Origin of the sequence: Streptomyces diastatochromogenes (genome assembly GCF_002242805.1) — a bacterium.
GTDB lineage: Bacteria > Actinomycetota > Actinomycetes > Streptomycetales > Streptomycetaceae > Streptomyces > Streptomyces diastatochromogenes.
In genome coordinates, this window is record NZ_MCGQ01000016.1 from 233,512 (window position 1) to 259,545 (window position 26,034).

Below are 26,034 nucleotides of genomic sequence, written 5' to 3' on the forward strand. Positions count from 1 at the left end.
CTACGTTCACGGCACTCGCTGATGGACCGTCAGATGGCTGGGAGTCGCCCATGCACTGCCCCGCGCTGCCCGACGGGTTCGACTTCACCGACCCCGACCTGTTGCACCACCGCGTTCCGCTCCCGGAGTTCGCCGAGCTGCGCCGTACCGAGCCGGTCCGCTGGATCCCGCAGCCGCACGGCCTGGCGGGCTTCGCCGACGACGGCTACTGGGCCGTGACCCGGCACGCGGACGTCAAGTACGTCTCCACGCACCCGGAACTCTTCTCCTCGACCCTCAACACCGCGATCATCCGCTTCAACGAGCACATCGAACGCGACGCGATCGACGCGCAGCGGCTGATCCTCCTGAACATGGACCCACCCGAGCACACCCGGGTGCGTCAGATCGTGCAACGCGGCTTCACGCCACGCTCCATACGCGCCCTGGAGGAGCGGCTGCGGGCCCGCGCCGGGGCGATCGTCGCGGCCGCCCGAGCGCGCTCGGGTCCCTTCGACTTCGTCACCGAGGTCGCCTGCGAACTGCCCCTGCAGGCCATCGCCGAGCTGATCGGCGTACCGCAGGAGGACCGGTCCAAGATCTTCGACTGGTCCAACAAGATGATCGCCTACGACGACCCCGAGTACGCGATCACCGAGGAGGTCGGCGCGGAGTCGGCCACCGAGATCCTCGCCTACGCGATGAACATGGCCGCCGAGCGCAAGCAGTGCCCGGCCCACGACATCGTGACGACGCTGGTGGCCGCGGAGGACGAAGGCAACCTGAACTCCGACGAGTTCGGCTTCTTCGTGCTGATGTTGGCGGTGGCGGGCAACGAGACGACCCGCAACGCCATCACGCACGGCATGCACGCCTTCCTCACCCACCCCGACCAGTGGGACCTCTTCAAGCGCGAGCGCCCGGCGACGACGGCCGAGGAGATCGTCCGCTGGGCGACCCCGGTCAACTCCTTCCAGCGCACGGCCACCCAGGACACGGAACTCGGCGGAGTCCAGGTCAAGAAGGGCGACCGGGTGGGCCTCTTCTACGCCTCCGCCAACCACGACCCCGAGGTCTTCACCGACCCCGACGCCTTCGACATCACCCGCGATCCCAACCCCCACCTCGGCTTCGGCGGTGGCGGTCCCCACTTCTGCCTCGGCAAGTCCCTGGCGGTCCTGGAGATCGACCTCATCTTCACCGCGATAGCCGACGCGATGCCGGACCTCCGCCTGGTCGGCGACCCCCGCCGGCTGCGCTCGGCCTGGATCAACGGCGTCAAGGAACTCCAGGTCACCACGGCCTGACCCACCGATCGGGGCCGACGGCTCCCAGCACCGCCGGCCCACCCCGAGGGAGGCAGGAACACCCCGTCCCTATGCCCGGTTCCTGCCTCCCCCGAGGTCGATGACCGGACCCGCCGCGGGGTGGGGTCACGTTTGTCCCGTGGAGAACAGGGGTCCTAGTCAGGCCCAACAGCAGCCGCTAATCTCATTGCAGCCGTGAAGGCAGCGGGTTACACGCGGCGGCGACGGGGGCTTGTGAGAAGTGACGCTGAACACCGACGGCCCAAAGGCGGCTGACCAACTTCGTTCACTGCACGCCTGGTTGACAGACTTGGAGATCGTCCCGCTCGAGCGCCGTGAGGACCGATGACCGATCTGGACGGCGCGGGCGTACGGGTTCTACTGATCGCCACCGCGACGCATCAGGACGGCGGACTGCCCTCGGTACCCTCGGTCGCCGACAGCTTCAGAGATCTGCGGACGGCTCTGGTCCAGCGTTGCGGGGTGCACCCGGACCATGTGACGGCGGTGCTAGACCCAGCTGACGCCCAGAGCATGGCCCTCGCCGTGGCCGAGGCGACGAGGCGGGCCGACACCGTTCTGCTGGTCTACTTCATCGGGCACGGTCTGCTTACCCCGGGCGGGGATCTCTATCTGGCCGCCGGCAACACCGCGGAGCTCACTCCCGGCATGGCCGAGCACCAGGCGTACTCCTTCGCCGCCTTGCGGGAGGCGGTGCTGGCGAGCCGGGCGGCGTCCAAAGTCGTCGTGCTCGACTGCTGTTTCTCCGGGCGCGCGTCGCTCGGTGGCACCTCATTGGTCACCGCTTTCAACGCGGCACCCGGGAACGGAATGTATCTCCTCGGGTCGGCGGAGCTACTGGCCCGCGCTCCCGAGGATGCCGAACACACCACGTTCACCGGAGCGTTCCTGGAGCTGCTGGAGCACGGCGACGCCGAGGGGCAGCAGTCGCTGACCCTGGACGCGGCCTACTACGCCTTGGACCGGAGGCTGCGGGAGAGACAGCAACCCGTACCCCGGCGGGTGAGCGGAGATCTCTCCGGCAACCTCGTCATCGCGCCGAACCCGGCTTTTCGGACCCGCGCCTCCACACCGGAACGGCAGCCGCCCGCTGACAGCGTCTGCCCCTACCCAGGGCTCACCCCCTTCACGGTGGACCGGGCCGATGTCTTCGCCGGGCGGACAACGATGACCGAGCGCCTGGTGAAGGCGACGGCGGCGGCCTTCGGCGGACCCGGCCCCCTGATTCTCGTCGGGGCGTCCGGCTCCGGAAAGACCTCCCTGCTCAATGCCGGTCTGCTGGCCGGACTGCGCACGGGTGGACTGCCCGGCCTGCCCGGGTCGACCGGCTGGCCCAGCCGGCGTCTGACCCCCGGCAGGAACCCGCTCCGGAATCTGGCCGACGCCCTCGCGCCCGAGTCGTCCGACGCCGCGGAGTCGCTGCTGGCGAACGGCGACGCGGCCGAACTCGTGGACCCGTTGCTGGACCACCCGGGGCAACGGCTGGTCATGGTCGTCGATCAGCTGGAGGAGCTGTTCACCCTCTGTACGGACCCGGAGGAACAGACGGCGTTCCTGAGGGCGGTGACCGCACTGGCCCGGCCCGGAGAAGGCCACGAGCCGCGGGCCCTGGTGGTCTTCGCCCTGCGGGCGGACTTCTACGCTCAGGCGGTCGCCCACCCCGAACTGCGGGCCGTCCTGAGCGAGAGTCAGCTGCTGGTCGATCCGATGGACGCCGGCGAACTCCGCGCCTCGATCGAGGAACCGGCGGCCACCGCTCAGTTGGAACTCGATGACGAGCTCGCCCCCCTCATCCTGAAGGAGCTGGGCAGGGCGACCGGCGGACGGTCCCCCGCAGAGGCGCTGCCCCTCCTGTCCCACGTGCTGCAGGAGACGTGGAAGGAGCGCGAGGGCCTACGCCTGACCGTCTCCGGTTACCTCGCCACCGGCGGTATCACGAAGGCCGTCGCGACCACCGCGGAGAACGTCTACGGCCGATTGAACGCGGCCGGCCAGGAGGCCGTGCGTCTCATGCTGCCCCGGCTGGCCCGGGTGAGCGAGGACGCCGCCGACACCGCACAGCCCGTCGAATGGCCCGTACTCCTGCACGGAGTGCCCGACGAGACGGTCGCCCGGGACGCGATCGAACGGTTCGCCGACGCCCGGCTGCTCACGCTCGACCTCGACACCGTCCGCATCAGCCACGAGGCGCTGCTGCGCGCCTGGCCCCAGCTGGAGCAGTGGATCGACGAGGACCGTGACGTGCTGCGCGCCCGCCAGCAGCTCGCCTCCGACGCGGAGTCCTGGGAGCACTCCGAACGGGACCCCTCCCTGCTGTACCGAGGGAACCGGCTGGCCGCGATGCGGGAGCGCACCGCCGCCCCGGGCGCCCCACCACTCGGCCCGGTGTCCGCCGAGTTCATGGAAAGCTCCTGGCGCCAGCACACACGCGAAGGCCGCCGACGCCGTGCCGCGTTCATCTTCTTCGTCGTCCTGGCCCTGCTGGCGACGACCGGTCTGGTCGGCGCCGGGATCTACTGGCGGCGGGCCGACCTGGCCCAACAGCGCGACCTCGCCCGGTATCTGGCCGCCGAGGCCGAGGGCCAGCGCGAGCTCCACCCCGGCCTGGCCAAGCAACTCAGCCTGCTCTCCTACCGGATCGACCACAAAGCCGGCCGCAGCGCCCTCCTCAACAGCCAGCGCACCCCCGGCGTGATCAACGGCGACGATCCGGCCTACGACCTCTCCTACAGCGCGGACGGCCGGGTGCTCGCCATCTCCACCGGCGACTCGATCGTGCTGCGCACCCAGAAGACCCCAAAGGTCGACGGACGGATCGGCGGCGTCCTGTCCGGCCCGATCGCGGTGGCCGCCGACGGCACGGTGCTCGCCGCGGCCACCTACGCCAACGACGCGTCCACCTCGACGACCGTACGGCTGTGGGACATCTCCCGCCCCGAGCACCCACGCGAGCTGGCCGCGCCCACGACGCCGGACACCGTCACCTCGCTGGTCTTCGGCACGGACGAGAAGACCCTGTTCGCCGGTACGTCGAAGGGCGCGATCCTCCGCTGGGACACCGGCGATCCGGCGGCCCCGCACGCCCTGTCCGCGCTGCGGGGCCACAGCAAGCAGGTCGACTCCCTGGCCGTCTCCCCCAAACGCGGGCTGCTCGCGAGCGCGAGCGTCGACGGGCGGGTACGGCTGTGGCGGGTGAACGGCACCACGCCGGTGGCCACGGTGCGCGCGGCGCCGTACACGTCGTACTCCTTCCAACGCGTACGGCCCCTGCACCGGGTCGCCTTCGACAGTACGGGCGGGATGCTGGCGGCACCGGCCGCGGAACCGAAGAAGAAAAAGGACGTCCTCGCGGAAAGTGGCGACCTGGCCCTGTGGACGCTCGACGACCCGAAGGCTCCCCGGCAGGTCGTGTCGGCGGACAAGGGCGTGTCGAGCGGCTCCAGCAGATGCTCCGACAGTGTGACCTCGATGGCGTTCGCCTCGAAGACCAAACGGATCGTCGCCAGTTGCGGCGGCGGCTGGAAGGTCTGGATCTACACCTACGGAACCGACGCCGTCCTGCCGGGCGCCTCCTTGAACTCCGAAGACGCCCCGGCCCTGGACGGCGGTGTGGCCCTGTTCGTCCCCGGCAACGCCGAACGGCTGCTCAAGGCCACCGATCGCGGCGTCCAGGTCTGGGACCTCTCCAACGGCGCCCAGCCCGGCGCGGTGGGCTTCATACCGCCGGCCCCCGGCACCGCAGGCCAGCTGTCCCTCGCGATGTCCGGGAAAAAGCTGCTCCTCGCCTACCAGGGCGTGGGCACGAACTGGCTGCGAGATCTCAATCTCCGGCATCTGCGGTCCAACGCGCTGGCCACGACGCACGCTCCCGACATGTTCACGGGCCAGGACATCGCCCTCAGCCCGGACGGCAAGCTCCTCGCCGACACCGAGGTCTACAAGCAGGGCAAGGTGACGTACGCCAATCTCTTTTTGCGCAGCACCGCCAGCCCGAAGCGGAAGCTGGGCATGATCGAGGTGAACAACGGTGTGGGTGCAATGGCCTTCAGCCCGACCAAGCCCCTCCTTGCCGTCTCCGACTACAACGGCGTCGTGGCCAGCAACCCCAAGCCCCAGGTCGTCCGGCTCTACGACATCGCCGACCCCCGGCATCCGCGGTACCTCTCCACGATCGAGACGACCGGGTACGGACTCGGCTTCTCCCCGGACGGCAGATCGCTGGTCATGAACGAGGCCGCCGAACGCGACAGGAAGGCGGCTCGCCCGCCCGCGGGCCCGCTGGTGCGCAGGTGGGACGTCACCGATCCCGCGCACCCGTCCGCGTCGTGGTCGGTGCGCCTGCCCACCGGCACCGACTACGCCAATTTCGCGTACCGGCCGGACGGGAAGCTCTTCGCGCTCTACGACGACACCGGAACGCTCCGGCTGTGGGACGTCCGCCGTGACCGCCTCGTCGGTACCCCCGTCAAGGTGTCCATCGGCAAGCTCGACGGCCCGCTGGCCTTCAGCCCCGACGGGACCCGCCTAGCGCTGATCGCGCCCAGCGGGGACTACAACCGCCGCCCCGAGGTCTGGGACGTGAGCGATCCGGATTCACCCACTCGGCAGTTCTACATGCCGGAAGCATCGGCCTTCTACTCCCTGGCATTCACTCCCGACGGCAAGACCCTCGCCGTCGTCCGCGCCTTCGCGGGCATCGACCTGTGGGATGCCGATCCCCAGCACGTCATCGCCGACCTCTGCAACTCGGTCGGCGACCCCATCTCCGAGCAGGACTGGAAGAAGTACCTGCCGGACCGTCCCTACCAACCGCCATGCCAGTGACGTGGCCTCGACGTACGGCACCGCCCCACTCTGCGCGGACAAGTACCCAAGTTCAAACTCCCGTTCGGTAACAACGCTAGAGTCTGGGCCCGATGGATCGCCCTGGGGCGGCGATCCCGGTCACAGGGGGCGTGTGCACGTGGGGAATCGGGCGGCGAGACACGGGGTGCTCGTCACGATTGCGGCTGTTCTGGTCGCGGGGTGCGGGGACGGGCGCGGACGGCCGAGCGCGACCGAGACGGCCCGAGCGCGGGCGTCTCAAGCTGCGAATGAAGCGCCGCTGAGCGTTCGGCAGCTCAAGGCCCTCTCCTTCCGCGACGGGGAAGTGCCTCAGGTGCAGGGCGGTGAGGTTCCGTTGAAGCCGAGCCACGCAGAAAAGGGCGGTGGGGGCAGGACGTTCCCTCCGGTGTCGGATCCGGCGTGCCAGGCCGTGCTCGACGCCCGTGACGCGAAGGGGGCGTTCGCCCGGATCTCGCAGATCTTCAACTGGAAGAACAGCATCTGGCCGGGGGGTTCGACCCTCGCGTCCTAAGAGGGCGGCAAGGCCGTCACGGCCTTCGGGCGACTTCAGGGTGGTCTGAAGGCCTGCCGATCCTACACCGGCACCGGCTGGGTCGGCCCGTACAAGGCGCAGTTGACGCCCGAGAAGGCACCCCGCCTGGGGGACGAAGCCGTGAGTTACCGGATCGCCATCCCCGCGCAGGAGGACCGCCGGCTCAACGAGTACCAGTACACCGTGGTGCGGGTGGGGTCCGTCATCGTCACCTTCAACGCACAGGACCTCGGCAAGCGCGCCACTTTCCCGGCCGACGTGATCCGGAAACAGGTCGAGCGGCTCAGCGCCGCGCAGCGGAATCGGTGAAGTCGGCACAGCCTCCCGGAGGCGGTCGGCTACAGGATCGCCTCCGTGGATCCGCTGTTCAGATACGTGAATCCATACTTCTCCCGTTCCTGCTCCCCTTCGGAATAGGTCGGTTCCGTCTGCTCTCCCCCCGGAGTATCCAGAGAGGCGACCAGTGTGGTGATGGGGGTGCTGTTCTCCTTACCCAGCAACCACCACAGGGTGATGCGCCTGGGCCTTCTCGTGAAGTTCAGGATCTGATTGCTGTAACGGACGGGCACCTGGTACCTGACGTAGTCGGAATCGGCGTCCGCTCCCGCGTAATCCGTGACCCACTTGGGAATTTTCTCTCTCTTGCCGGACCATGAGTAATAGGTGGTCGGGGTGGCGCTGTAGATCATTCTGTCCTTCCTCAGCAAATAAGCCTCGCTTTGGACCTGGACAGCCCGGAACGTCTGGGTGGGCAATTCGATGGTTTTCTCTTGTGTGTACTTTTCGCCTGGATTCAACTCGAAATCGCCGAGCTTCTCGAGCAATCCGATGCTGACGGTGTAAGGGTGCGGCTTGTCGGCGTACGCATGCAGATCGGTCAATGCGTCGGTGTCTATGTCCTTCTCCCACTGCTTCAGGTCTCTGGGTTTCTGGTAAGTCGACTTCCAGTCGAGCCCGGTGAGCGAGTAGCCCATCCCGACCACGTATGCGGCGACCTTGCCGGTGTTCTCCATCTGGAACGTCACCGGCACATACGTGGTGGCCTCGTCTTTTCGAATACTTCCGATCTTCACGGAGGTAGTGACCGTCATGGGAGACGAATAGGGTTCGTAGATCTGCGAGTAGACGAAGTTGGCGGCGGTGATAAGCGCAGTGAAGGAGACAACGGCCGCGAAGTTGCGTCGAAAAGTTATCTCCCGCCATGCCTGCCGGCGATGAAGGAGATCCCAGAGTGCCCAGCACGCCCACACTATGAGGCCCAGCCAGAGCCAGAGCCAGAGCGTGTACTCCCCGATCTGAACCGTCAGAAGGAGCAGGCCGACACCCAGTACGGCCAGTGCTCCGAAGAGAGTGATCGCCGTCGTGTATTTCGTTCCGCGTCCGAGGAGCCTGTCCATGACGGCGCAGACGGCCGCGGCGAGGGCCACCAGTCCCGCGGCGACCAAAAGGCCCCCGGCAAGCCGGCCGGCGTAGGACAGCGCATGAATGATGTCCTGCCGTCCCAGACAGATGAGCACGGCTGAAGCCGCGACGAGGCCGGCGATCATGAGGGCGCCGGATATCTTTCCGCGGAGATTCGCGGGAGGTCTGAGTCCCATGGGGCCATGCTCATGCCCTGCAGCTCGGTGCGCCCGGGTTATTAGTCCGAACAGTCGAGCTATTCCCGCCCCGAAGCCACCACCGCCAGCACCCCCGACAGCACCGCCGAGATCAGCAGCGGGATGCCCAGGCCGTGGCGCAGGACCAGCCAGGCGCCGAGAGCGGCGCCCGCGAGCATCGCGAGCACCGAGGCCGTGCGGCGTGGGGAGCGGTGGCCCGTGGCGTCGCCGAAGCGGGATTCGGAGGCCAGGCCGGTCAGGGTCATCGTGAGGACCGTGGTCGTCAGGTCGGGGATGCCCAGTTTGCGGACGGTCGCGTTGCGCAGGCCCATCGCGAACGCGGTGAGGGCGATGAGGGCGTAGCGGGTGCCGGGGGTGTCAGGCCAGGCGAAGGCCACCGCCGCCGACGCGCCGACCAGGAGTGTCTCCGCAGCCAGGGTCAGCCGGGCCCACCTGCGGCGCGAGCCCTTGCCGTACCGGGCCGCCACCCGGCCGCCGGCCACCGCGCCCAGCAGGAAGCAGGCCAGCGAGGTCGCGGTGTGCGGGACGGAGAAGCCGGGTGCGCCGGCCGCCGCGAAGCCGAGCACCACCACGTTGCCGGTCATGTTGGCCGTGAAGACCCGGCCCAGGCCCAGATAGCTGACCGCGTCGATCAGGCCGCTGACCACGGTCAGCACCAGGAGTACGACCACGAGCCGCACCCCCCGTTCCTCCGGGTCGGCCACGGGTGGTGACGGCGTCGTCATGCTTCCTCCGGTCAGCCGGACAGGCGGGGTGGTGGCAGGTCCACCATGGGCGCGGGGGACTCTCGGATGTCCCGGCGAAGCGTGCGTCCGTAGCGTTCGGGACATGACAGAGGACACGCGTAAAGCGGGAGAAAAGCAGCTCAGTCGGCGTATCCGGAAGGGGGGTGCGGTCGCGGCTGCGGCACTGCTCGCCGGCCTGGCTGCCGCTCCGGCCGCCGTCGCCGGGCCGCGCGGCGATCACCGGGGAGAGGTGGTGTCCGTCGTGCCGGTCGCCCGGCACAGTCGGGCGGAGGTCGCCCGCGGTCTGGAGGAACTGCACGTCGGGACCGACTCGCTGCGGTACGGCGTCCGGGCGTACCGGGTGACGTACCGCACCGTCGACCCGTACGGGCGGCCCACCACCGCAACCGGTCTGCTCACCCTTCCCGAGGGCGGCGGTCGCACCCTCGACCTCGTCTCCGACACGCACGGGACCATGGCCGACCGCGACTACGCGCCCTCCGTGTCGGAGGACGCGCGGGCTCAGTCGTATCTCTTCGCCTCGGCCGGGCACGCCGTCGCCGCGCCCGACTATCTGGGGCTGGGCAAGGGGCCGGGCCGTCATCCGTACATGGACACGCGGTCCGCCGTCACCGCCTCCGTCGACATGCTGCGCGCGGCCCGGACGGCGGCGGGGCGGCTCGGGCGCACGGTGAACGGGGATCTGTACGCGACCGGCTTCTCGCAGGGCGGGCAGGTCGCGATGGCGTTGGGGCGGGCGGTGCAGCACGGGGACGCGCCCGGATTCCGGCTGAAGGCGCTGGCACCCGTGGCGGGGCCGTACGACCTGGCGGGGACCGAAGTGCCCGCGCTCACGGACGGGCGGGTCAACGACACCAGCGGTGTGCTGTACATCTCGTACTTCCTCACCGCCCAGAACCGGCTGCACCACATCTACGACAACCCCGCCCAGGTCTTCCGGGCGCCCTACGCGGACCGGGTCGAGGGGCTCTTCGACGGGCGGCACGAGGAGGAGGACATCGTCCGGCAGCTCGCGCCGAACGTGAAGGAGCTGCTGACGGACGACTTCTACCGGCAGCTCACCCACCCCACGGGCGGGTTCCTGGAGGCGCTGCGCACCAACGACCACACCTGCGACTGGAAGCCGGACGTGCCGGTGCGGCTGTACGCGGGGGAGAAGGACACGGACGTGCCGATCGGCAACGCCCGGACATGCGCGCGCACCCTCGCCCGTCAGGGGGCGAGGGTGCGGGTACTGAATCAGGGGGACGTCGACCACGTGGGGTCGTACGTCACCGCCCTGCCGAAGATCGCTCGGTGGTTCGGCGGCGGAACGGCTTAGTACCAGCCGTTGGCCTGCCAGAAGCTCCAGGCCTGGACCGGGCTGCCGTAGCGGGAGTTCATGTAGTCCAGACCCCACTTGATCTGGGTGGCCGGGTTCGTCTTCCAGTCGGAACCGGCGGCGGACATCTTCGAGCCCGGCAGGGCCTGGACCAGGCCGTAGGCGCCGGAGGAGCTGTTGGTGGCGGCGGGGTTCCAGCCGCTCTCGTGCTCGACGATCTTGCTGAAGGCGTTGAACTGCGCGGCGTCCGGGATCATCTTGTGCGCGATCGCCTGGGCGGAGGAGGCCTGGGTGGTGGCGGCCTGGGCGGGCGCCGCGGTCAGGGCCAGACCAGCGGTGGCGGCGGCCACGGCGGCGGCGGTGAGGGCCTTCTTCGGGGAAGCGATGCGGCGGATGAAGGAGACGGACACGGAGAACCTCTTACGTCGGGGACAGGAGATCGCCCGTATGTCGTAGCCACCCGCTCTGTGGTGGCCGGGCCATACGTCGGCGCCGCGACCCGTTCGGGCTCGTGGCGCCTGGCGACGTCCTCAACAGAAACAGGCTTGAGGCGTGTCCGCAATGACCCCTTTTACTAGTTGTGGCCGGATCGGCGGGAAAGGTCGTTCGTGTGGCGTGCGTCTCAACGTGCAGGTCAGAAGGGGTGCACGAGAGGACGAATCGGACATAACGAACAACGACCCCGGATCGTAGGTGACCTGCGTCATGTGGGGTGCTTCACCGGGGAGCTGACAGCCCGGATACGGCCCCTCACGCAGCGGGAGCGTCGAATGTGACCGCGGTCTCGAAAGCGGCCCGCCGGGTGGCCCGGCGCAGCGCGCGCAGCAGCGCCGGGCCGAGGACGAGGGTGAGAACGACCGTGCAGACCGCCCGGCCCAGGTCCCAGCCCATGGAGGTGGCCAGGCAGTAGGCGGCGAACCGGGCCAGGTTGGCGGGGACCGTCCCGGCCGGGTCGAAGGCGATGTTCGAGGTCAGGGCGCCCATGAAGGGCCAGCCGGCCAGGTTCATGACCGTGCCGTAGGCGAAGGCCGCGAAGAAGCCGTAGGCCGCCAGCAGCAGCCGTTCGCCCCGGCCGCGCAGCCCGACCTGGCCCGGGAGGAGTCCGGCGCCCATCGTGAACCAGCCCATCGCCAGCATCTGGAACGGCATCCACGGGCCGACCCCGCCCGTGAGCAGCGCGGACGCGAACATCGTCACCGAGCCGAGCACGAAGCCGAAGCCGGGGCCGAGCACCCGCCCGCTCAGCACCATCAGGAAGAACATGGGCTCGATCCCGGCCGTGCCCGCGCCGATCGGGCGCAGCGCCGCACCGGTCGCGGCCAGTACGCCCAGCATGGCGACGGCCTTCGGACCGAGACCGGACTCGGAGATCGTCGCCGCCACGACCGCGACCAGCAGGATCAGCAGGCCCGCGAACAGCCAGGGCGCGTCCTCGGCGTGCGCGCCGATCTGCGAGGTGGGCGGGGCGAGGAAGGGCCAGCAGAAGCCGACCACACCGACCGCGCTGACCAGGATCAGGGCGGCCAGGGAGCGGGGGCCCAGCCGGATGGCGCGGGCCTGGGCCTGGGGGGTGGTGGTCATGCCTGGGCCTCCCGGGCGTGGGCCTTCCGGGCCTGCGCGGTGGTGGGTGGTGATGCCAGGGCATCCCGGACCTCGGTCACGGTCAGCCAGGGCTGCGGGGCCAGGATCTTGGTGACCTGCGGGGCGTAAGAGGGGGACGAGACCACGATCTCCGCCGTCGGGCCGTCGGCGATCACCTCGCCGTCGGCGAGCAGCACCACCCGGTGCGCGATCTCCGCCGCCAGCTCCACGTCGTGCGTCGCCAGCACGATCGCGTGCCCCTCGGCGGCCAGCGCGCGCAACACGGTGACCAGGCGGGCCTTGGCCGCGTAGTCCAAGCCCCGGGTCGGCTCGTCGAGCAGCAGAAGGGGAGGGCGGGCCGCCAGTACGACCGCCAGGGCGAGCGCCAGGCGCTGGCCCTCGGAGAGGTCGCGGGGATGGGTGTCGTCCGTGATGTCCGGCAGCAGCTCGGACACCAGGGCCCGGCAGGTGCCGGGCGCGGCATCCGCGTCCCGGTCGGCGGCCGTGCACTCGGCGGCCACCGTGTCCGCGTACAACAGGTCCCGCGGCTCCTGCGGAACGAGACCGACTCGGCGCACGAGATCCCGGGGCGGGGTCCGATGCGGTACGGCTCCGCCGACGTGGACGGTGCCGGCGGTGGGTTCCACCAGTCCGACGAGGGAGCCGAGGAGTGTGGACTTTCCGGCGCCGTTGCGGCCCATGAGCGCGACCGTTTCACCGGGGGCCACGGTCAGGTCGATGTGGCGGAGGGCGGTGATGCGGTCCCGGCGGACGGCTAGGGAGCGGATTTCGGCGATGTGCTGGCGCGAAAGTTCCGGGGTGGGCGTGGGGCGGCGACGGAAGAGGCGTCGGAGGGCGGGGGCGGTGCTGGTCTCGGCCGGGGGTGGGGTCGCTTGCCCGCGCTGGCGGGGTGCCGCTGCGCCCACCCGTGCCGCCCCAGCGGCACGACTGCCCGCAGCTGCGGCGGCGCGACTGCCCCCGGCTACGGCGGCGCGACTGCCCTCGGCTGCGTCGGCACGACTGCCCGCAGCTGCGTCGGCGCGACTGCCCGCAGCTACGCGAGCAGCCAGGCGTTCTCGCAGATCAGCGGCGCGGCGGCGGGCGTCTCGGACCGTCAGTGGCAGCGGGGACCAGCCCGCCAGGCGGCCCAGGTCCACCACCGGTGGGTACACCGGGGAGACGGACATCAGCTCGGCCGGGTCGCCGTGCAGGGGGGCGGCGCCGGGGGAGGGCAGCAGGACGACCCGGTCGGCGTACTGGACCACGCGTTCCAGGCGGTGCTCGGCCAGCAGGACCGTCGTACCCAGGTCGTGGACCAGGCGCTGCAGGACCGCCAGCACCTCCTCCGCGGCCGCCGGGTCGAGCGCCGAGGTCGGCTCGTCGAGGACCAGCACCTGCGGGTGCGGGGTGAGGACCGAGCCGATCGCGACCCGCTGCTGCTGCCCGCCGGAGAGCGTGGCGATCGGGCGGTCGCGCAGGTCGGCCAGGCCCAGCAGGTCCAGCGTCTCCTCCACCCGGCGCCGCATCACCTCGGGCGCGAGTCCCAACGACTCCATGCCGTAAGCGAGTTCGTCCTCCACCGTGTCCGTCACGAAGTGCGCGAGCGGATCCTGCCCCACCGTGCCGACCACGTCCGCGAGTTCGCGCGGCCGGTGGGTCCGGGTGTCCCGGCCGGCCACCGTGACACGGCCGCGCAGGGTGCCGCCGGTGAAGTGCGGGACCAGTCCGCTGACCGCGCCCAGCACCGTCGACTTGCCGACCCCGGACGGGCCGACGAGCAGCACGAGTTCACCCTCGGGCACCTCGAAGTCCACGCCCCGGACGGTCGGTTCGGCCGCGCCCTCGTACGTGACGCTGACCTCCTCGAAGCGAATCACGACGGCTCCTTGGGGACGATGAAGGCGGGCAGCGTGGCGAGCAGGACCGCGGCAGCGGGCCACAGCGGGAGAGTGGGGGCCACCAGCGGTACGACTCCGGGGTGCAGCGCCTGCGGATCGCGTACGGAGGCGAGCGCGAGCAGCGCGGCGACCGCGGCACCCGAGCCCGCGACCAGCCACGCGTGCACACCCCACGGCTCCGGGCGGTACCGGGTGCGCGGGGTACGGCGGCCGCCCAGACGCAGTCCCGCGAGCGCGGCGACGACCCCGGCCCCCAGTACCGGCAGCCCGTACGTACCGCCCTCCGCGGTGAGCAGCCCGTACGTTCCCGCACACACGCCGAGCAGGCCGCCGAGGGTGAGCGCGGTCGTCGTACGGCGCACCCGGGCGGGGACGGCGGCGGTACGGCCGTAGCCGCGGGCGTCCATCGCGGCGGCGAGGGCGACCGAACGCTCCAACGCGCCCTCCAGGACCGGCAGTCCGACCTGGAGCAGGCCCCGTATCCCCCGGTCCGGGCGGCCGCGCAGCCGGCGCGCGGCGCGCAGCCGCTGGACGTCGGCGATCAGGTGCGGCGCGAAGGTGAGCGCGACGACCACGGCCACGCCGACCTCGTACAGGGCGCCGGGCAGGGACTTGAGCAGGCGGGCCGGGCTGGCCAAGGCGTTGGCGGCGCCGACGCAGATGAGGAGGGCGGCGAGCTGCAGGCCGTTGTAGCCGGAGAAGAGGAGGGCCTCCGCGGTGACTTCGCCGCCGAGGCGGATGCCCTGCGCCCAGTGCGGGAGGGGGACTTCGGGGAGGGTGAGCAGGACGTGCGTGCCGGGGATGGGGGAGCCGAGGACGACCGTGAAGGCGAGGCGGATGAGGAGGACGGCGGCGGCGAGTCTGGCGAAGGCGGTGTAGGAACGGGCCCAGGGGGCTGCGGAGCGGTGGGTGGCCACTACGTAGCCCGCTGCGGCTATGAGGAGGGCGAGGAGGAGGGGGTTGGTGGTACGGGTGGCCGCGGTACCGAGCCCGAGCGACCAGAGCCACCAGGCACCGGGGTGCAGGTGCGCACGGCGCTGCTGCGGGCCGGGGCCGGGCTCCGCTTGCCCGCGCTGGCGGGGTACCGCCGAGCCCACCCGTGCCGCCCCAGCGGCACGACTGCCCGTAGCTGCGGCGACCTTGGTGCCGACGGTGGCGCAACTCCCTAGGGGCGCGGGGAACTGCGCGACCAGCCACCACGGACCCGCGGTCGGGCGACGGCCGCCAGTCCAACGGCGGTACCAAGCGGCGCGACTACGCATTCCTGCGCCGCCGCGCCTGCCACACCGCCGCCCCGGCCAGGATTGCGACCACGCCGACACCGATCGGAAGCCCCAGCGAGGGGCCACCGTCAGACGCCTTCTTCTCCTGCTTCGCCGAGCCGTCGGCAGACACCTGTTCCCCGCACCCCTTCCGCGGATACCCGGCGATCGCGCACAACAGGGCGTTGGTGTCGTAGCGGAGCGGCTTGGCGGTGGCTGCCAGGGCCTCGGCCGTCGTCGCGTCGGGGGAGACGCGGGCGCAGGCCGTGCGCCCGGCGGGCGGGGCCTCGCCGGACGGCGCGTCCGCGGACGTGCCGAAGTCGAGGACGAGGGCCACCCGCTTCGTACCCGGCTTCGCGGGCGTCCCCGCGCAGATCGTGGCGAAGTCCGCCGTGCCGCGCGGCCGGCTCGCGTCCGCGGAGTCCTCGCTCACCGCGAAGCGGAAGCCCTGGACCGCGCCGTCGTCGGGACGGGCGGTCGACGGGCCCTCGGTGGCGTACGTCCAGCGGCCGCCGTCCCGCTCCCAGAACGACCAGTAGCGGTAACCGGCGGCATGCGCCTGGGCGGCGCCGGCGACGAGGACGAGCGCGGCGACCAGCAGGGCCGCGGCACGGCGGACGGCGGTCACAGCTGCTGCCGCTTCCGGCGGCCGCTGAGCAGGATGCCGATGCCGACGCCGAAGACGAGGCCGGCTCCGACGATCCACCAGACACCGATGCCCGACTTGTGCTCGACGCGCTTGCCGGGCTCCGCGGTGGCGGCGGCCTTCTGCGGTGCCGGGCCCGTCGCGTTGAGCGCCTGCACCAGGTCCGTGCCGCCGAAGTCGTGCGGGTCGTCGCCCATCGCGTGCGCCGCGAAGACCAGTTCCGCGTAGGCGGCCGGGCCGCTCTGCTCCGCCCACTTCGCCGCGTTCTTCTCCAGCCAGGCGTACGGCTTCTTCGCCGGCCGGGTCCAGCCGGTCGCGGCGAGCGCGACGACCGAGTCCGCCGTGTTGCCGTAGTCGGGCTGGTCCTTGGCCCCGGGCAGGACGGACTTCAGGTACCCGTCGCCGGTCATGGCGTCCCCCAGGTAGGCGGAGCCGTTGCTCGCCACCTCCACCGGGGTGAGCGGCTTGTCGGAGTTGGCGCAGACGTAGCCCTGCTCCGGGGCCTTCCCGGCCTTCGGCGCGAACCCCTTGCCGAGCGCGCCCAGCACACCGGCCGCCGTCGCGTCCGCGTTGGCGACCAGCTTGCCCTTCTTGTCCGGCTGGTAGGCGAGCGCTCCGCCCTCGGCGCCCTCGCACGAGAGGGACCACTTGGCCAGCAGGTCGTACGGGCTCTTGCCCTGGAGGTGCAACTGGGCGGGATCCTGGCCGACCGCGGCGAACGCGCCGACGACGACGCCGGTGGAGTTGGTGTCGCTCGGGGCGCCGGGTGAGTAGCCCCAGCCGCCGTCCTTGTTCTGCAGCGTCGTCAGCCAGACCAGGGCCTTGCGGACCTCGGCGTCGTGACCGCCGACCGCCTGCAGCGCCTGGACGGCGGCGGCCGTGCTGTTGGTGTCGGGCTGGGCACCGCCCTTGCCCTCGCAGGGCTTGGCGGTGTCGGCCCGGAACGCCGCGAAGCCGCCCTTGTCGCACTGCTGCCCGACCAGCCAGTCGACGGCCGAGGCGGCCGGGCGGTAGCCGAGCGTCCGCTGGGCGAGCAGGGCGAGCGACTGGCGCCAGACACCGTCGTACGTCGGGTCCGTCTTGCCGAACAGCCCGGTCGGGAGCGTCACCTTCGGGGATGCGGACGGGGACGGGTCGGCGGCCATGGCGGGTGCGGCGGCGGCCAGCACACCCAGGGCGGCGAGAACCGCGGCACTGCGGCGGACGTTCATGGTCGGCGACGACCTCTCCCTGCGGGGAACCGGCAGCGCACGGGAACACCCCGGGCGGCTCGGCTCCGTAAACCTCGACGGTGCCGTGCGCTGCGGGTCGCCGCGCACGCGAGCCGGTCAACGTCCCGGCGGGGCAGTCCGGCTCACCGTCTGGGGCGGACGGCTCACGGTTGCGGGTCAGCGCCGGAATTGCACCGGCTTCCCCCCGTACGGGTGTGATGACGACCCGCCCACTTTACCGGCAGCCCCGCGCGGCCTGAGGGGTGGCTGTGGGCACACGGAGACGGTGACCGGCGTCACTGCCATGTACGGGTCCGCTAGGCCGCCGCGTGCGGCCGGGCCGCCGGGTTGACGGCCGCGCTCAGGTGGTGGGCCATGCGGCGCAGGGTGTCCGCGCAGTCCGTCGGGGTCTCGCCCTCCGCGACCCAGTGCGCGAGGCGGTCGTCCGGGTCCGCGTGCGCGGCGGCCACGACGTGGTCGCCGGGCTGCCGGGTGAGGACCATGCGCTCGGCGTACGGCTCGTACGCGGCGGCCGGGTCCATGTCCAGGTGGGTCAGCCGGCCGGTCGTGGCGGGGTAGGCGAACTGGATCGCGGCCGCCCGCTGCCGGGTCGGCGCCGCGTCCGGGAGCCGGCCGGTGGCCAGCGCGGCGGCGGCGCGCGCGAGGTCGACTCCGGTGGCCCGTTCCACCAGCAGCGGGATCAGATCGCCGGGCAGGTGCGGGACGACGTCCGTGACGCGGGGGCCGCGGGCGGTGAGCCGCAGCCCGATGTGGACGACGGTGTGCGTGAGACCGAGCGCGCGCACGGTCCGCTCCACCGTGTGCCGCAGGAAGGGGTTGTGCAGCAGCCCGTCGTGGGCGTGCACGGAGTGGCGCATCGACTGCCGGGCGGGCGGCGGGCCCGGAGCCGTACGCGTCAGTGCGGCGATGCGGACCTCGTCGTCCAGGACGACGGCCTCGGCCCCGACGAGCGGGGCGTCGGTGTCCTCCCGGCCCGCCGGGGGGATCTTGTGGCGGGCGAGCAGCATCTGTAACGCGGCCGGGTCGGTGCAGGCCGCGGCCGTCTCGTACGGGATGCCGGGTGACGCCAGCCGGGCCGCGACGCGTGCGGCGCCGGGGAGATACTCCCTGGTCCAGGTCAGTACGCCGCTCACCTCGTGCCGTAACGCGTAGCGCCCGACCGCCTCGGCGGTGGCCGCCTCCTCGCCGGGGTCCGCCGCGATGTGGCCTGCCAGGTACGGGCGCGCCCAGGCGGGCGGAGCCGTGTCGACCAGTACCACCGGGTGGACCGCCGCGATCCGCGCCAGCGGGTACGCGTCGTACGCGCACCGGTGACTCACCCCGAGGAGAAGGACGGACGGCGGCATCGGATCCTCACCTTCGTGGGGAGAAGGCGGACAGAGCTACGCACAGAGACGCCCCGGATGCTGCTCCCCCATAGGCAGCACCCGAGGCGGGTCGATCTTGCTCTCTGTGCCCCGATCCTCACCTACCGCACCCCCAACTGTCAACGATTGCTGCCTATTTCCGCAGCGGGCGTTGTCACGTCTGGTCGGCGCCCGGGCGACCGGGTAGCCTCGCGTCAGCTCAGCCATGGAACGGACGACACGCCCAGGGGGGACCTCGGTGAGTGACGCCTACGCCCCGCTGGCCGACCTACTCGACCGTCTCGGCGAGCTGACCGGCCGGCCCGGCCGGCTGCCGGAGGTCCTGGACGTCGCCGGCCTCTCCCACCGCACCGGCATCCCGGTCGGCGTCGTCGTCGAGCTGCTCTCGGGCGGCCGGGCGCCGGAGGTCGGTCTCGCCCAACGGGTGCGGCAGCGGCTGGACTTCATCCGCGAGACCCGGCGCCGGCCCGACGGCAAGCGGTACTCGCTGGACGAGCTGGCCCGGATCGCCGGAACCAGCCGGCAGTGGCTGAGCGAGTGGCGCAAGAGCGGTATGCCGAGCCTCGAACACACCGACCGGCTGCGCAGGTTCTTCGGGCTGTCCGCGGGCTTCTTCACGGCGGACGAACAGGAGGCGCTGCACGAGGCGTTGCAGCCGGTGCTGCAGGGCCTTGAGGTGGACGCGGACCCGTTGCTGCGGCTGCGGGAGAGCGGGCTGGTCCGACTGGCCGCGCGTGCCCCGCAGATGAACGCGCATCAGCTGGCCACGCTCGCGGACCTGGCGGAGATGATCATCACGTCGGAGCAGGCCGGGCGTGCCTGACGGGGTTCCGGCCGTACCTGATCCAGTTCTGGCCGTAAATGATCGTTGCGGGGGCGGGAACGTGCTGTTACCGCCTTCCTCGTCTTATGGTCGCCGCACGCCCGCCGACCGCAAGGACGACGCATGAGCCCCGACAGATCGCCCAGATCGCCGAAGTCCCGCAGACCGACGAGATCACCGAAGCGGTTCCTCGACCGGCTCGTCCGTGACACCGCCCGGACACTGACCCCGCCCACCGAGGCGACGGCGTTTCTGCACGCCATCTGCGCCACGCTCAGCCCGCAGCTGGACCGCCCGGTCCGCCTGAAGTTCGTCACCTTCCCGTCGGGCCTGGACGTCTCCGGGGTCACCTTCGCCATGGACGAGCAGTACATCGTCGTGGTCGAGGAAAGGGCGCCCGACGAGCACAAGTTCGTCATCGCGGGGCACGAGATCGGCCACATCCACTACCAGACGCTGGACGTGCACTACCCGGCCGGCATGCCCGCGGCGGCACGCCGGCTGCTGTCCCAGGCCGAGGAGGACATCCCCTGGGACCAGGTGGTCGCCATGGCCACCCGGTCGCCCGCGGCCGCGGCGGCCGCGGCGGAGTGGGAGGCCGAGGAGTGCGGGCTGCGGCTGGCGGCGAAGTTCTCCCGGGTCGTGGGTCCGGGCGCGGCGGCCGGCCGTACGACCCAGGACACCCTCACCGGCCGGCTGTCGTCCTCGCTGGGCAACATCGGCGGCCCGTGATGCGCTGGGACCTCGCGGGTTCCTTCACCGCCTACGCCGTCCCGGCCGCGCTGCTCGCCGTGGCCTTCGTCATCAAGCTGCCGCTGCTGCGGCGGGCCTGGCAGGACCCGATCCTGCGGGCCACCGCGCTGCTGCTCGGCATCGGCGCGGTCGTCTTCGCCTCGCTGCCGCCGGGCAACCTGCACCGCATCAACGAGATCACCGGCATCCCCAACTTCGCGGGCCTCTGGGTCTATTCGCTCCTCACCGCCTACTGCGGGGCCTGTCTCTGGCTGATCATCACCTGGCGCGAACCCCCGTCCGCGGCGCGCCGCCGGCGTACCCGCACGGTCTGGATGGTCTACAGCGCCATCATCCTCGGCCTGTGGACGACGTTCCTGCTCGGCGACCACCAGGTGGAGCGGCTGCGGGACCTCGACACCTACTACGCCAACACGCCCTGGATGCGGGAGTTCGCGCTGCTCTACCTGGTCGCGCACATGGTGTCCGCGGTCGTCGCCGCGGGCATCCTGTGGGCCTGGTTCAAGGAGGTCGAGGACACCTGGCTGCGCCGGGCCGTGGTCTTCCTCCAGGTCGCCTACGCGCTCGGGCTCATCTTCGACGTCGCCAAGCTCGCCGCGATCGGCGCGCGCTGGAGCGGCCGGGACTGGGACTGGCTGTCGACGTACGTCGCCCCGCCGTTCGCCATCGCCGAGGCGGGCCTGGTCGCCGTGGGCTTCATCGCCGGGCAGGCCGGCCCGGTCGTCGAGGAGCGCCGCGCCCTGGTCCGCACCCACCGCCGCCTCAAGCCCCTGTGGCAGGCGATGCTGACCGTCACGCCCCCCTCCGCCCCCGCAACCGGCCGGGTCTCCGGCGCCGCCCTCCGCCTGGAACTACGCCGAGCCGCCATCAACGACGGCCTCCTCAAACTCTCCCCCCACCTCAACCCCACCCGCCGCCACCGAGCCCACCAGTCGGCAACAGCGGCCGGCTTCCCCGACTCGGCGGCCAGGGGTATCGCGGGGGCGGTGGACATCCTGGTCGCGGCGGAGATCCTGTGCTTGCCGGGGGTGGGGGACGAGCCGTCGACGACGGGACACGAGCCTGTCCCCGTCGGCAGGTTCGAGTCCGCTGGTTCCGCTCAGCCCGGGGCTGTCCCCGCTCCCCGCCCTGAGCCCGTCCGCGCCGCACAGCCCGAACCCCCGACCGACGTCCCCGACAGCGAGCTGGAGTGTGTCGCGCTCGCCCTGCGCTATCACTCGCCGGTTGTCGAAACGTTCCGCCGGGAGGCGGTCGTCACAGAAGGTCTCACCTCTTATGCCTGACATAGCCACCGCCCGCCGTACCGCGATCGTCATCGGCGGGAGTACGGCCGGCATGCTCGCCGCCTCCGTGCTCGCGAGCCGCTTCCACGAGGTCACGATCGTGGAGGCGGACCGGCTGCCGCAGGGCCCCGAGCCGCGCAAGGGGCTGCCGCAGGCCCGCCACGCCCACCTGCTGTGGTCCGGCGGGGTGGCCGCGCTGGAGGAGCTGCTGCCGGGTGTCACCGGGGAACTGGTCGGCAAGGGCGCCGGGCTGATCGACGTGATGACGGACCTGGTGAGCAAGGCGCCCTCGGGCCAGTGGTTCCGGCGGTTCACCGACTCCCGGCACCACATGATCGTCTGCAGCCGGGACCTGCTGGACGCGGTGATCCGCGCCGACGTCCTCGGCCGGCGCCGGATCACGCTGCGAGACGGCACGCGGGTGGCGGGTCTCGCGGGTGACAAGGGGCGGGTCACCGGAATCCGGGTGCCGGACGGGCCCGGCGGACAACTCACCACCCTCCACGCCGACTTGGTCATCGACGCCGGCGGCCGCGCCTCCCAGGCGCACAAGTGGCTGCGGGAGATGGGCCACGCCCCGGTGGAGGAGCGGGTGGTCGACGCGGGCGTCGCCTACGCCAGCCGCGTCTACGCGGCCCCCGACGGCACGGCCGCCCTGCGCTACCCGGTCGTGAACGTCCAGGCCGACCCGCGCGACGCGCCCGGCCGGGGCGGAGTCGTCGTACCGATCGAGGGCGACCGCTGGCTGGTCACGCTCTCCGGCACCCGGGGCGGCCAACCGACCGCCGACCCCGAGGAGTTCGAGCACTTCGCGCTCACCGGACTCAAGGACCCGATCATCGGCCGCCTCATCGCCGGGGCCAAGCCGCTCACCGACCCGGTCACCACCCGCAGCACGGCCAACCGCCGCCGCTACTACGAGAGTTCCGAGACCTGGCCGGACGGCTTCGCGGTCATCGGGGACGCCGTCGCCGGCTACAACCCCGTCTACGGCCACGGCCTCTCCGTCGCCGCGCAGAGCGTGCAGGAACTCGGCCGGGTCCTCGACCGCCACGGCCCCACCGCCCCCGGCACCGCCCGCCGCATCCAGCGCGCGGTGGCCCGGCCGGTCGGCAACGCCTGGAACCTGGCGGTGGGCCAGGACGCGTACTACCCCGGCGCCGCACCCCAGCCGCCGACCGCCGTCGAGCGGCTGCTCACCGCCTACGTCGACAAGGCGGTCGCCGCCGGCTCCGGGAACCCGCGCGCCCTGCGCGGCCTGCTCGACGTGATGAGCCTGAAGACCCCGCCGACCCGCCTCTTCGCCCCCGACATGCTGTGGACCATCTGCTTCGGCCCCCGCAGGGGCCCCCTGCCCGGCCCGCCACTGAGCAGGACCGAACGGGAGGCGGCGGGCCTCAGCTGACCTTGGGGGTCGGACCGCCGAAGGGCAGATGCAGGGTCCGGGAGGCGAGCAGCCAGGTGCCGTCGCCCACCCGGCGAAAGGTGTCTTCATAGTGGCCGACCTGGACGGGTGGCCCCGCGGGGACGATTCCGCCGTCGTATCCGTCGTATCCGTCGACGCGGTAGGTCGAGAAGTACGAGACCGCGCTCGCCGCGTCCGCGGAAGTCACCGTGACGAGGACGTTGGACATCAGACGGCGGGAGAGCCGATCGACGGGACGGGAACCGAAGTACGACCCCAGCGCCTCCCGGCCCACGACCCGCCGGCCGTCCCCCGGCGGAGGCCACTCCCAGCTGCCGTCCTCGGTGAACAGCCCGGCCACGGAGGCCGGTTCACCGAGGTCGAGCCGGTGGACGAAGTCCAGGATCAGGCGCTCGCAGGCACGTTCGGCGAGGAGCTGCTCCAAAGGGTCCATGAGGCTGTCTATCAGCCCCGGTCTCCGGCCGACGACCCATTTACACCGCCACGTACGCCACCGGCTCGCCCCCCGCCACCGGCTCTGCCCGCCCCAGCTTCACCAGGCGCCGTAGATGCGCCTCGGCCTCCGAGACCGCGATGTTCCTTGAGGCGTACGGGATTTCGGGCCAGGGCCGGTTCCACTCCATGCGCTCGGCCAACTGCCAGGGGGTGAGCGGCTCGGAGAGGAGATCGAGCAGGCCGGTGAGGCGCTCCTCGTGGTGGGTGAGCAACTCCCGCACCCGGCCGGGCGCGTCGGTGAACGCGTACTGGTGCGCGGGCAGCACCTCGGCCGGGGTCAGACGCCCCACCCGCTCCAGGGAGTCGAGGTAGTCACCGAGCGGGTCGGTCACCGTGGCGTCGTCGGGGTCCTCGTACAGGCCGATGTGCGGGGTGATCTCGGGGAGGACGTGGTCACCGCTGAACAGGCGGCCATGACCCGGCAGTTGAGCCGGATGCTCCTCCTCCAGGTGCAGGCAGACGTGGCCGGGTGTGTGCCCCGGGGTCCAGATCGCGCGCAGCCTGCGGCCCGGCAGGTCGAGGAGTTCGCCGGGGACGATCTCGCGGTCGGGCAGGGCGGGCGCGAGTCCGGGCAGGGTACGGCGGCCACGGGCGGCGCGCAGCGGAGCGACGTGCTCCTCGGGCGCGCCCGCCGCCGCCAGCTTGGCCGCCATGTACGCGTACCAGCGCCCCGGACGCGTCTCCCGCGTCCTGCGCACGATCGCCGCGTCGGCCGCGTGCATCGCCACCCACGCCCCGGAAGCCTCACGGACCTGCCCCGACAGCCCATGGTGGTCCGGGTGGTGATGGGTGACGACCACCCCGTGCACCTCCGCGACCGACGTCCCACAGGCCGCCAGCCCGGCCGCCAGCACCTCCCAGGACGCCGGATCGTCCCAGCCCGTGTCCACCAGCACCGGACCCCGGTCGGTGTCCACGACGTACACCAGCGTGTACCCGAGCGGGTTGTCCGGAATGGGCACCCGGATGGACCGTACGCCCCCGCCGTGATCGAACGTCTCCGTCATCCGTCCTCCACCCCGCCGCCCGTACCTCACGACCATTGCTCACTATAACTAGAACTGATATCAGTTCTGAAACAGCGTCAGAAACATGCGGTGCGGTGGGAGGCAGTCGGCCATGACCGAACTCGTGGAGCACGGACAGCTGTTCATCGGCGGGGAGTTGACCGACCCGCTGGGCAGGGACGTCATCGAGGTGATCTCCCCGCACACGGAGGAGGTCATCGGCAGGGTGCCGCACGCCTCCCGGGGGGACGTCGACCGGGCGGTGGCCGTCGCGCGCCGCGCCTTCGACGAAGGGCCCTGGCCGCGCGCCTCGTTGGCCGAGCGGATCGAGGTCGTCGGCCGGATCAAGGACGGCATCCTCGCCCGGCACGAGGAGATCGCCCGGGTGATCTCCTCGGAGAACGGCTCCCCGTACTCCTGGAGCGTCCTCGCCCAGGCGCTCGGCGCGATGATGGTCTGGGACTCGGCGATCAAGGTCGCGCAGGGCTTCACGTACGAGGAGCGCCGCGACGGTGTCCTCGGCCCGATCCTCGTGACGCGCGAACCGGTCGGCGTGGTCGCGGCCGTCGTCCCGTGGAACGTCCCGCAGTTCGTCGCCGCCGCCAAGCTCGCGCCCGCGCTGCTGACCGGCTGCACGGTCGTACTCAAGCCGTCCCCGGAGTCGCCGCTCGACGCCTACCTGCTCGGCGAGATCGCGCGGGAGGCCGGGCTGCCCGAGGGCGTGCTGTCGATCCTGCCCGCCGACCGCGAGGTCAGCGAGTACCTGGTCGGGCACCCCGGCGTCGACAAGGTCTCCTTCACCGGCTCGGTCGCGGCCGGCAAGCGGGTGATGGAGGTGGCCGCCCGCAACCTCACCCGGGTCACGCTTGAGCTGGGCGGCAAGTCGGCGGCGGTCGTGCTCCCGGACGCGGACGTCCAGGCGGCCGTGTCGGGCATCGTCCCGGCGGCCTGGATGAACAACGGGCAGGCGTGTGTCGCCCAGACCCGCATCCTGGTCCCGCGCACTCGCTACGACGAGTTCGCGGACGCCTTCGCGCAGGCGGCGAACGCCCTGAAGGTCGGCGACCCGCTGGACCCGGCCACCCAGGTCGGCCCCCTGGTCGCCCGGCGCCAGCAGCAGCGCAACCTCGACTACATCCGCGTCGGCCAGGAGGAGGGCGCCAAGATCCTCACCGGCGGCGGCCGCCCGGCCGGTCTCGAACGCGGCTGGTACGTGGAGCCCACCCTCTTCGGCGGCGTCGACAACTCCATGCGCATCGCCCGCGAGGAGATCTTCGGCCCCGTGATCTGTCTCCTGCCCTACGGCGACGAGCAGGAGGCCGTGAAGATCGCCAACGACTCGGACTACGGCCTGTCCGGCAGCGTGTGGACGGCCGATGTCGAGCACGGCATCGAGGTCGCCCGCCAGGTCCGTACCGGCACCTACTCCGTCAACACCTTCAGCCTGGACATGCTGGGCCCGTTCGGCGGCTACAAGAACTCCGGGCTGGGGCGGGAGTTCGGGCCCGAGGGCTACGGCGAGTTCCTCGAACACAAGATGATCCACCTGCCGGCGGGGGCCTAGGGATGGGCGACCGCTGGCACGTCGAGGTCGACCGGTCCGTGTGCATCGGTTCCGCCCAGTGCCTCCATCACGCCCCGGACGGCTTCCGCCTCGACTCCGCCCGCCAGTCCCACCCCGTCGAACCGGACACCGACGCGAGCGAACAGGTCCTGGAAGCCGCCGAGAGCTGCCCGGTGGAGGCGATCATGATCACGCTGGTGGGGAGCGCGGAGCCGGTGTTCCCGCCTGAGGACTAGCGGTGTTCCCACCCGAGGGCCGGCGGTGTTCCCACCCGAGGATCAGCGATGTCGGAGCCGCGGGATACGCTCCTGCGGTTCCGATGACGTT

Annotated in this window: 22 protein-coding genes and 1 riboswitch; of the genes, 11 read left to right on the plus strand and 11 right to left on the minus strand. The window is 71.6% G+C overall.

Going from position 1 to position 26,034, the window contains the following annotated elements:
• Nucleotides 1–50 precede the first annotated feature (50 nt).
• The 4 genes from BEK98_RS20540 (at nucleotide 51) to BEK98_RS20550 (ending at nucleotide 6,993) form a co-directional block, all read left to right on the plus strand.
• On the plus strand, nucleotides 51–1,286 hold the full coding sequence (locus tag BEK98_RS20540) for a cytochrome P450 (protein ID WP_094218050.1): 1,236 nt from the start codon (nucleotides 51–53) through the stop codon (nucleotides 1,284–1,286).
• Nucleotides 1,287–1,631: 345 nt separating this feature from the next.
• Entirely contained in the window at nucleotides 1,632–6,131 is a 4,500-nt protein-coding gene (locus BEK98_RS20545; protein ID WP_094218051.1) for a caspase, EACC1-associated type, read from the plus strand.
• A gap of 406 nt (nucleotides 6,132–6,537) precedes the next feature.
• The gene (locus BEK98_RS50890) at nucleotides 6,538–6,663 is read left to right on the plus strand and encodes a hypothetical protein (protein WP_279635471.1); all 126 of its coding nucleotides are present in this window, start codon (nucleotides 6,538–6,540) and stop codon (nucleotides 6,661–6,663) included.
• Nucleotides 6,664–6,765: 102 nt separating this feature from the next.
• Nucleotides 6,766–6,993 carry a hypothetical protein gene (locus BEK98_RS20550; protein ID WP_143684139.1) on the plus strand — a complete coding sequence of 76 codons (228 nt, stop codon included), beginning with the start codon at nucleotides 6,766–6,768 and terminating at the stop codon, nucleotides 6,991–6,993.
• Between the two features lie 29 nt (nucleotides 6,994–7,022).
• On the opposite strand, the gene BEK98_RS20555 is transcribed toward BEK98_RS20550, so the two are convergent.
• Both BEK98_RS20555 and BEK98_RS20560 read right to left on the minus strand, forming a co-directional pair.
• Nucleotides 7,023–8,282, minus strand: a complete 1,260-nt coding sequence (locus BEK98_RS20555; protein ID WP_143684140.1) for a hypothetical protein — start codon at nucleotides 8,280–8,282, stop codon at nucleotides 7,023–7,025.
• A gap of 59 nt (nucleotides 8,283–8,341) precedes the next feature.
• Complete coding sequence (locus BEK98_RS20560; RefSeq protein WP_094218054.1) at nucleotides 8,342–9,028, minus strand: YoaK family protein; 687 nt, start codon at nucleotides 9,026–9,028, stop codon at nucleotides 8,342–8,344.
• Between the two features lie 103 nt (nucleotides 9,029–9,131).
• Between BEK98_RS20560 and BEK98_RS20565 the strand changes: the two genes are divergently transcribed.
• A complete protein-coding gene (locus BEK98_RS20565) occupies nucleotides 9,132–10,370 on the plus strand; it encodes an alpha/beta hydrolase family protein (RefSeq protein WP_094218055.1) in 1,239 nt (412 codons plus the stop codon).
• Here the strand turns inward: BEK98_RS20565 and BEK98_RS20570 are convergent.
• The 7 genes from BEK98_RS20570 to BEK98_RS20600 all read right to left on the minus strand — a co-directional run bounded on the left by BEK98_RS20570 (nucleotide 10,367) and on the right by BEK98_RS20600 (nucleotide 18,335).
• Nucleotides 10,367–10,780 (minus strand): aggregation-promoting factor C-terminal-like domain-containing protein, encoded by a 414-nt coding sequence (locus BEK98_RS20570; protein ID WP_094218056.1) that lies wholly within the window; start codon nucleotides 10,778–10,780, stop codon nucleotides 10,367–10,369. The genes BEK98_RS20565 and BEK98_RS20570 overlap by 4 nt on opposite strands.
• A 340-nt stretch (nucleotides 10,781–11,120) precedes the next feature.
• Nucleotides 11,121–11,951: an ECF transporter S component gene (locus tag BEK98_RS20575; RefSeq protein ID WP_094218057.1), complete on the minus strand. Its 831-nt coding sequence runs from the start codon at nucleotides 11,949–11,951 to the stop codon at nucleotides 11,121–11,123.
• Nucleotides 11,948–13,828 (minus strand): ABC transporter ATP-binding protein, encoded by a 1,881-nt coding sequence (locus tag BEK98_RS20580; protein ID WP_094218058.1) that lies wholly within the window; start codon nucleotides 13,826–13,828, stop codon nucleotides 11,948–11,950. The genes BEK98_RS20575 and BEK98_RS20580 overlap by 4 nt, the downstream gene beginning before the upstream one ends.
• The gene (locus BEK98_RS20585; protein ID WP_208643167.1) at nucleotides 13,825–14,946 is read right to left on the minus strand and encodes a CbiQ family ECF transporter T component; all 1,122 of its coding nucleotides are present in this window, start codon (nucleotides 14,944–14,946) and stop codon (nucleotides 13,825–13,827) included. Before BEK98_RS20585 ends, BEK98_RS20580 begins: the two co-directional genes overlap by 4 nt.
• A 157-nt stretch (nucleotides 14,947–15,103) precedes the next feature.
• Entirely contained in the window at nucleotides 15,104–15,739 is a 636-nt protein-coding gene (locus BEK98_RS20590) for an SCO2322 family protein (protein ID WP_094218059.1), read from the minus strand.
• On the minus strand, nucleotides 15,736–16,968 hold the full coding sequence (locus BEK98_RS20595; RefSeq protein ID WP_094218060.1) for an SCO2321 family membrane protein: 1,233 nt from the start codon (nucleotides 16,966–16,968) through the stop codon (nucleotides 15,736–15,738). Before BEK98_RS20595 ends, BEK98_RS20590 begins: the two co-directional genes overlap by 4 nt.
• Nucleotides 16,969–17,063: 95 nt before the next feature.
• Nucleotides 17,064–17,172: riboswitch (cobalamin riboswitch) on the minus strand.
• A gap of 113 nt (nucleotides 17,173–17,285) precedes the next feature.
• Nucleotides 17,286–18,335 (minus strand): ATP-grasp domain-containing protein, encoded by a 1,050-nt coding sequence (locus BEK98_RS20600; RefSeq protein ID WP_094218061.1) that lies wholly within the window; start codon nucleotides 18,333–18,335, stop codon nucleotides 17,286–17,288.
• Between the two features lie 259 nt (nucleotides 18,336–18,594).
• Here BEK98_RS20600 and BEK98_RS20605 point away from each other — a divergent pair, with 259 nt between their 5' ends.
• From BEK98_RS20605 to BEK98_RS20620, 4 genes are all read left to right on the plus strand, one after another.
• Entirely contained in the window at nucleotides 18,595–19,179 is a 585-nt protein-coding gene (locus BEK98_RS20605) for a helix-turn-helix domain-containing protein (protein WP_094218062.1), read from the plus strand.
• A gap of 123 nt (nucleotides 19,180–19,302) precedes the next feature.
• Nucleotides 19,303–19,911: a M48 family metalloprotease gene (locus BEK98_RS20610; RefSeq protein ID WP_244201910.1), complete on the plus strand. Its 609-nt coding sequence runs from the start codon at nucleotides 19,303–19,305 to the stop codon at nucleotides 19,909–19,911.
• Nucleotides 19,911–21,215, plus strand: a complete 1,305-nt coding sequence (locus tag BEK98_RS20615; protein WP_094218063.1) for an MAB_1171c family putative transporter — start codon at nucleotides 19,911–19,913, stop codon at nucleotides 21,213–21,215. Before BEK98_RS20610 ends, BEK98_RS20615 begins: the two co-directional genes overlap by 1 nt.
• Nucleotides 21,208–22,620 (plus strand): FAD-dependent oxidoreductase, encoded by a 1,413-nt coding sequence (locus BEK98_RS20620; protein ID WP_094218064.1) that lies wholly within the window; start codon nucleotides 21,208–21,210, stop codon nucleotides 22,618–22,620. The genes BEK98_RS20615 and BEK98_RS20620 overlap by 8 nt, the downstream gene beginning before the upstream one ends.
• Here BEK98_RS20620 and BEK98_RS20625 read toward each other — a convergent pair.
• A complete protein-coding gene (locus BEK98_RS20625; RefSeq protein WP_208643168.1) occupies nucleotides 22,613–23,074 on the minus strand; it encodes a nuclear transport factor 2 family protein in 462 nt (153 codons plus the stop codon). The genes BEK98_RS20620 and BEK98_RS20625 overlap by 8 nt on opposite strands.
• A 40-nt stretch (nucleotides 23,075–23,114) precedes the next feature.
• Nucleotides 23,115–24,143, minus strand: a complete 1,029-nt coding sequence (locus BEK98_RS20630; protein ID WP_094218066.1) for a Strvi_7410 family MBL fold metallo-hydrolase — start codon at nucleotides 24,141–24,143, stop codon at nucleotides 23,115–23,117.
• A 112-nt stretch (nucleotides 24,144–24,255) separates the two neighbouring features.
• On the opposite strand from BEK98_RS20630, the gene BEK98_RS20635 reads away from it, so the two are divergent.
• Together BEK98_RS20635 and BEK98_RS20640 are read left to right on the plus strand one after the other, a co-directional pair.
• Nucleotides 24,256–25,707 carry an aldehyde dehydrogenase gene (locus BEK98_RS20635; protein ID WP_094218067.1) on the plus strand — a complete coding sequence of 484 codons (1,452 nt, stop codon included), beginning with the start codon at nucleotides 24,256–24,258 and terminating at the stop codon, nucleotides 25,705–25,707.
• Nucleotides 25,708–25,709: 2 nt separating this feature from the next.
• Nucleotides 25,710–25,943: a ferredoxin gene (locus BEK98_RS20640; RefSeq protein WP_094218068.1), complete on the plus strand. Its 234-nt coding sequence runs from the start codon at nucleotides 25,710–25,712 to the stop codon at nucleotides 25,941–25,943.
• The last annotated feature ends 91 nt before the right edge of the window (nucleotides 25,944–26,034 follow it).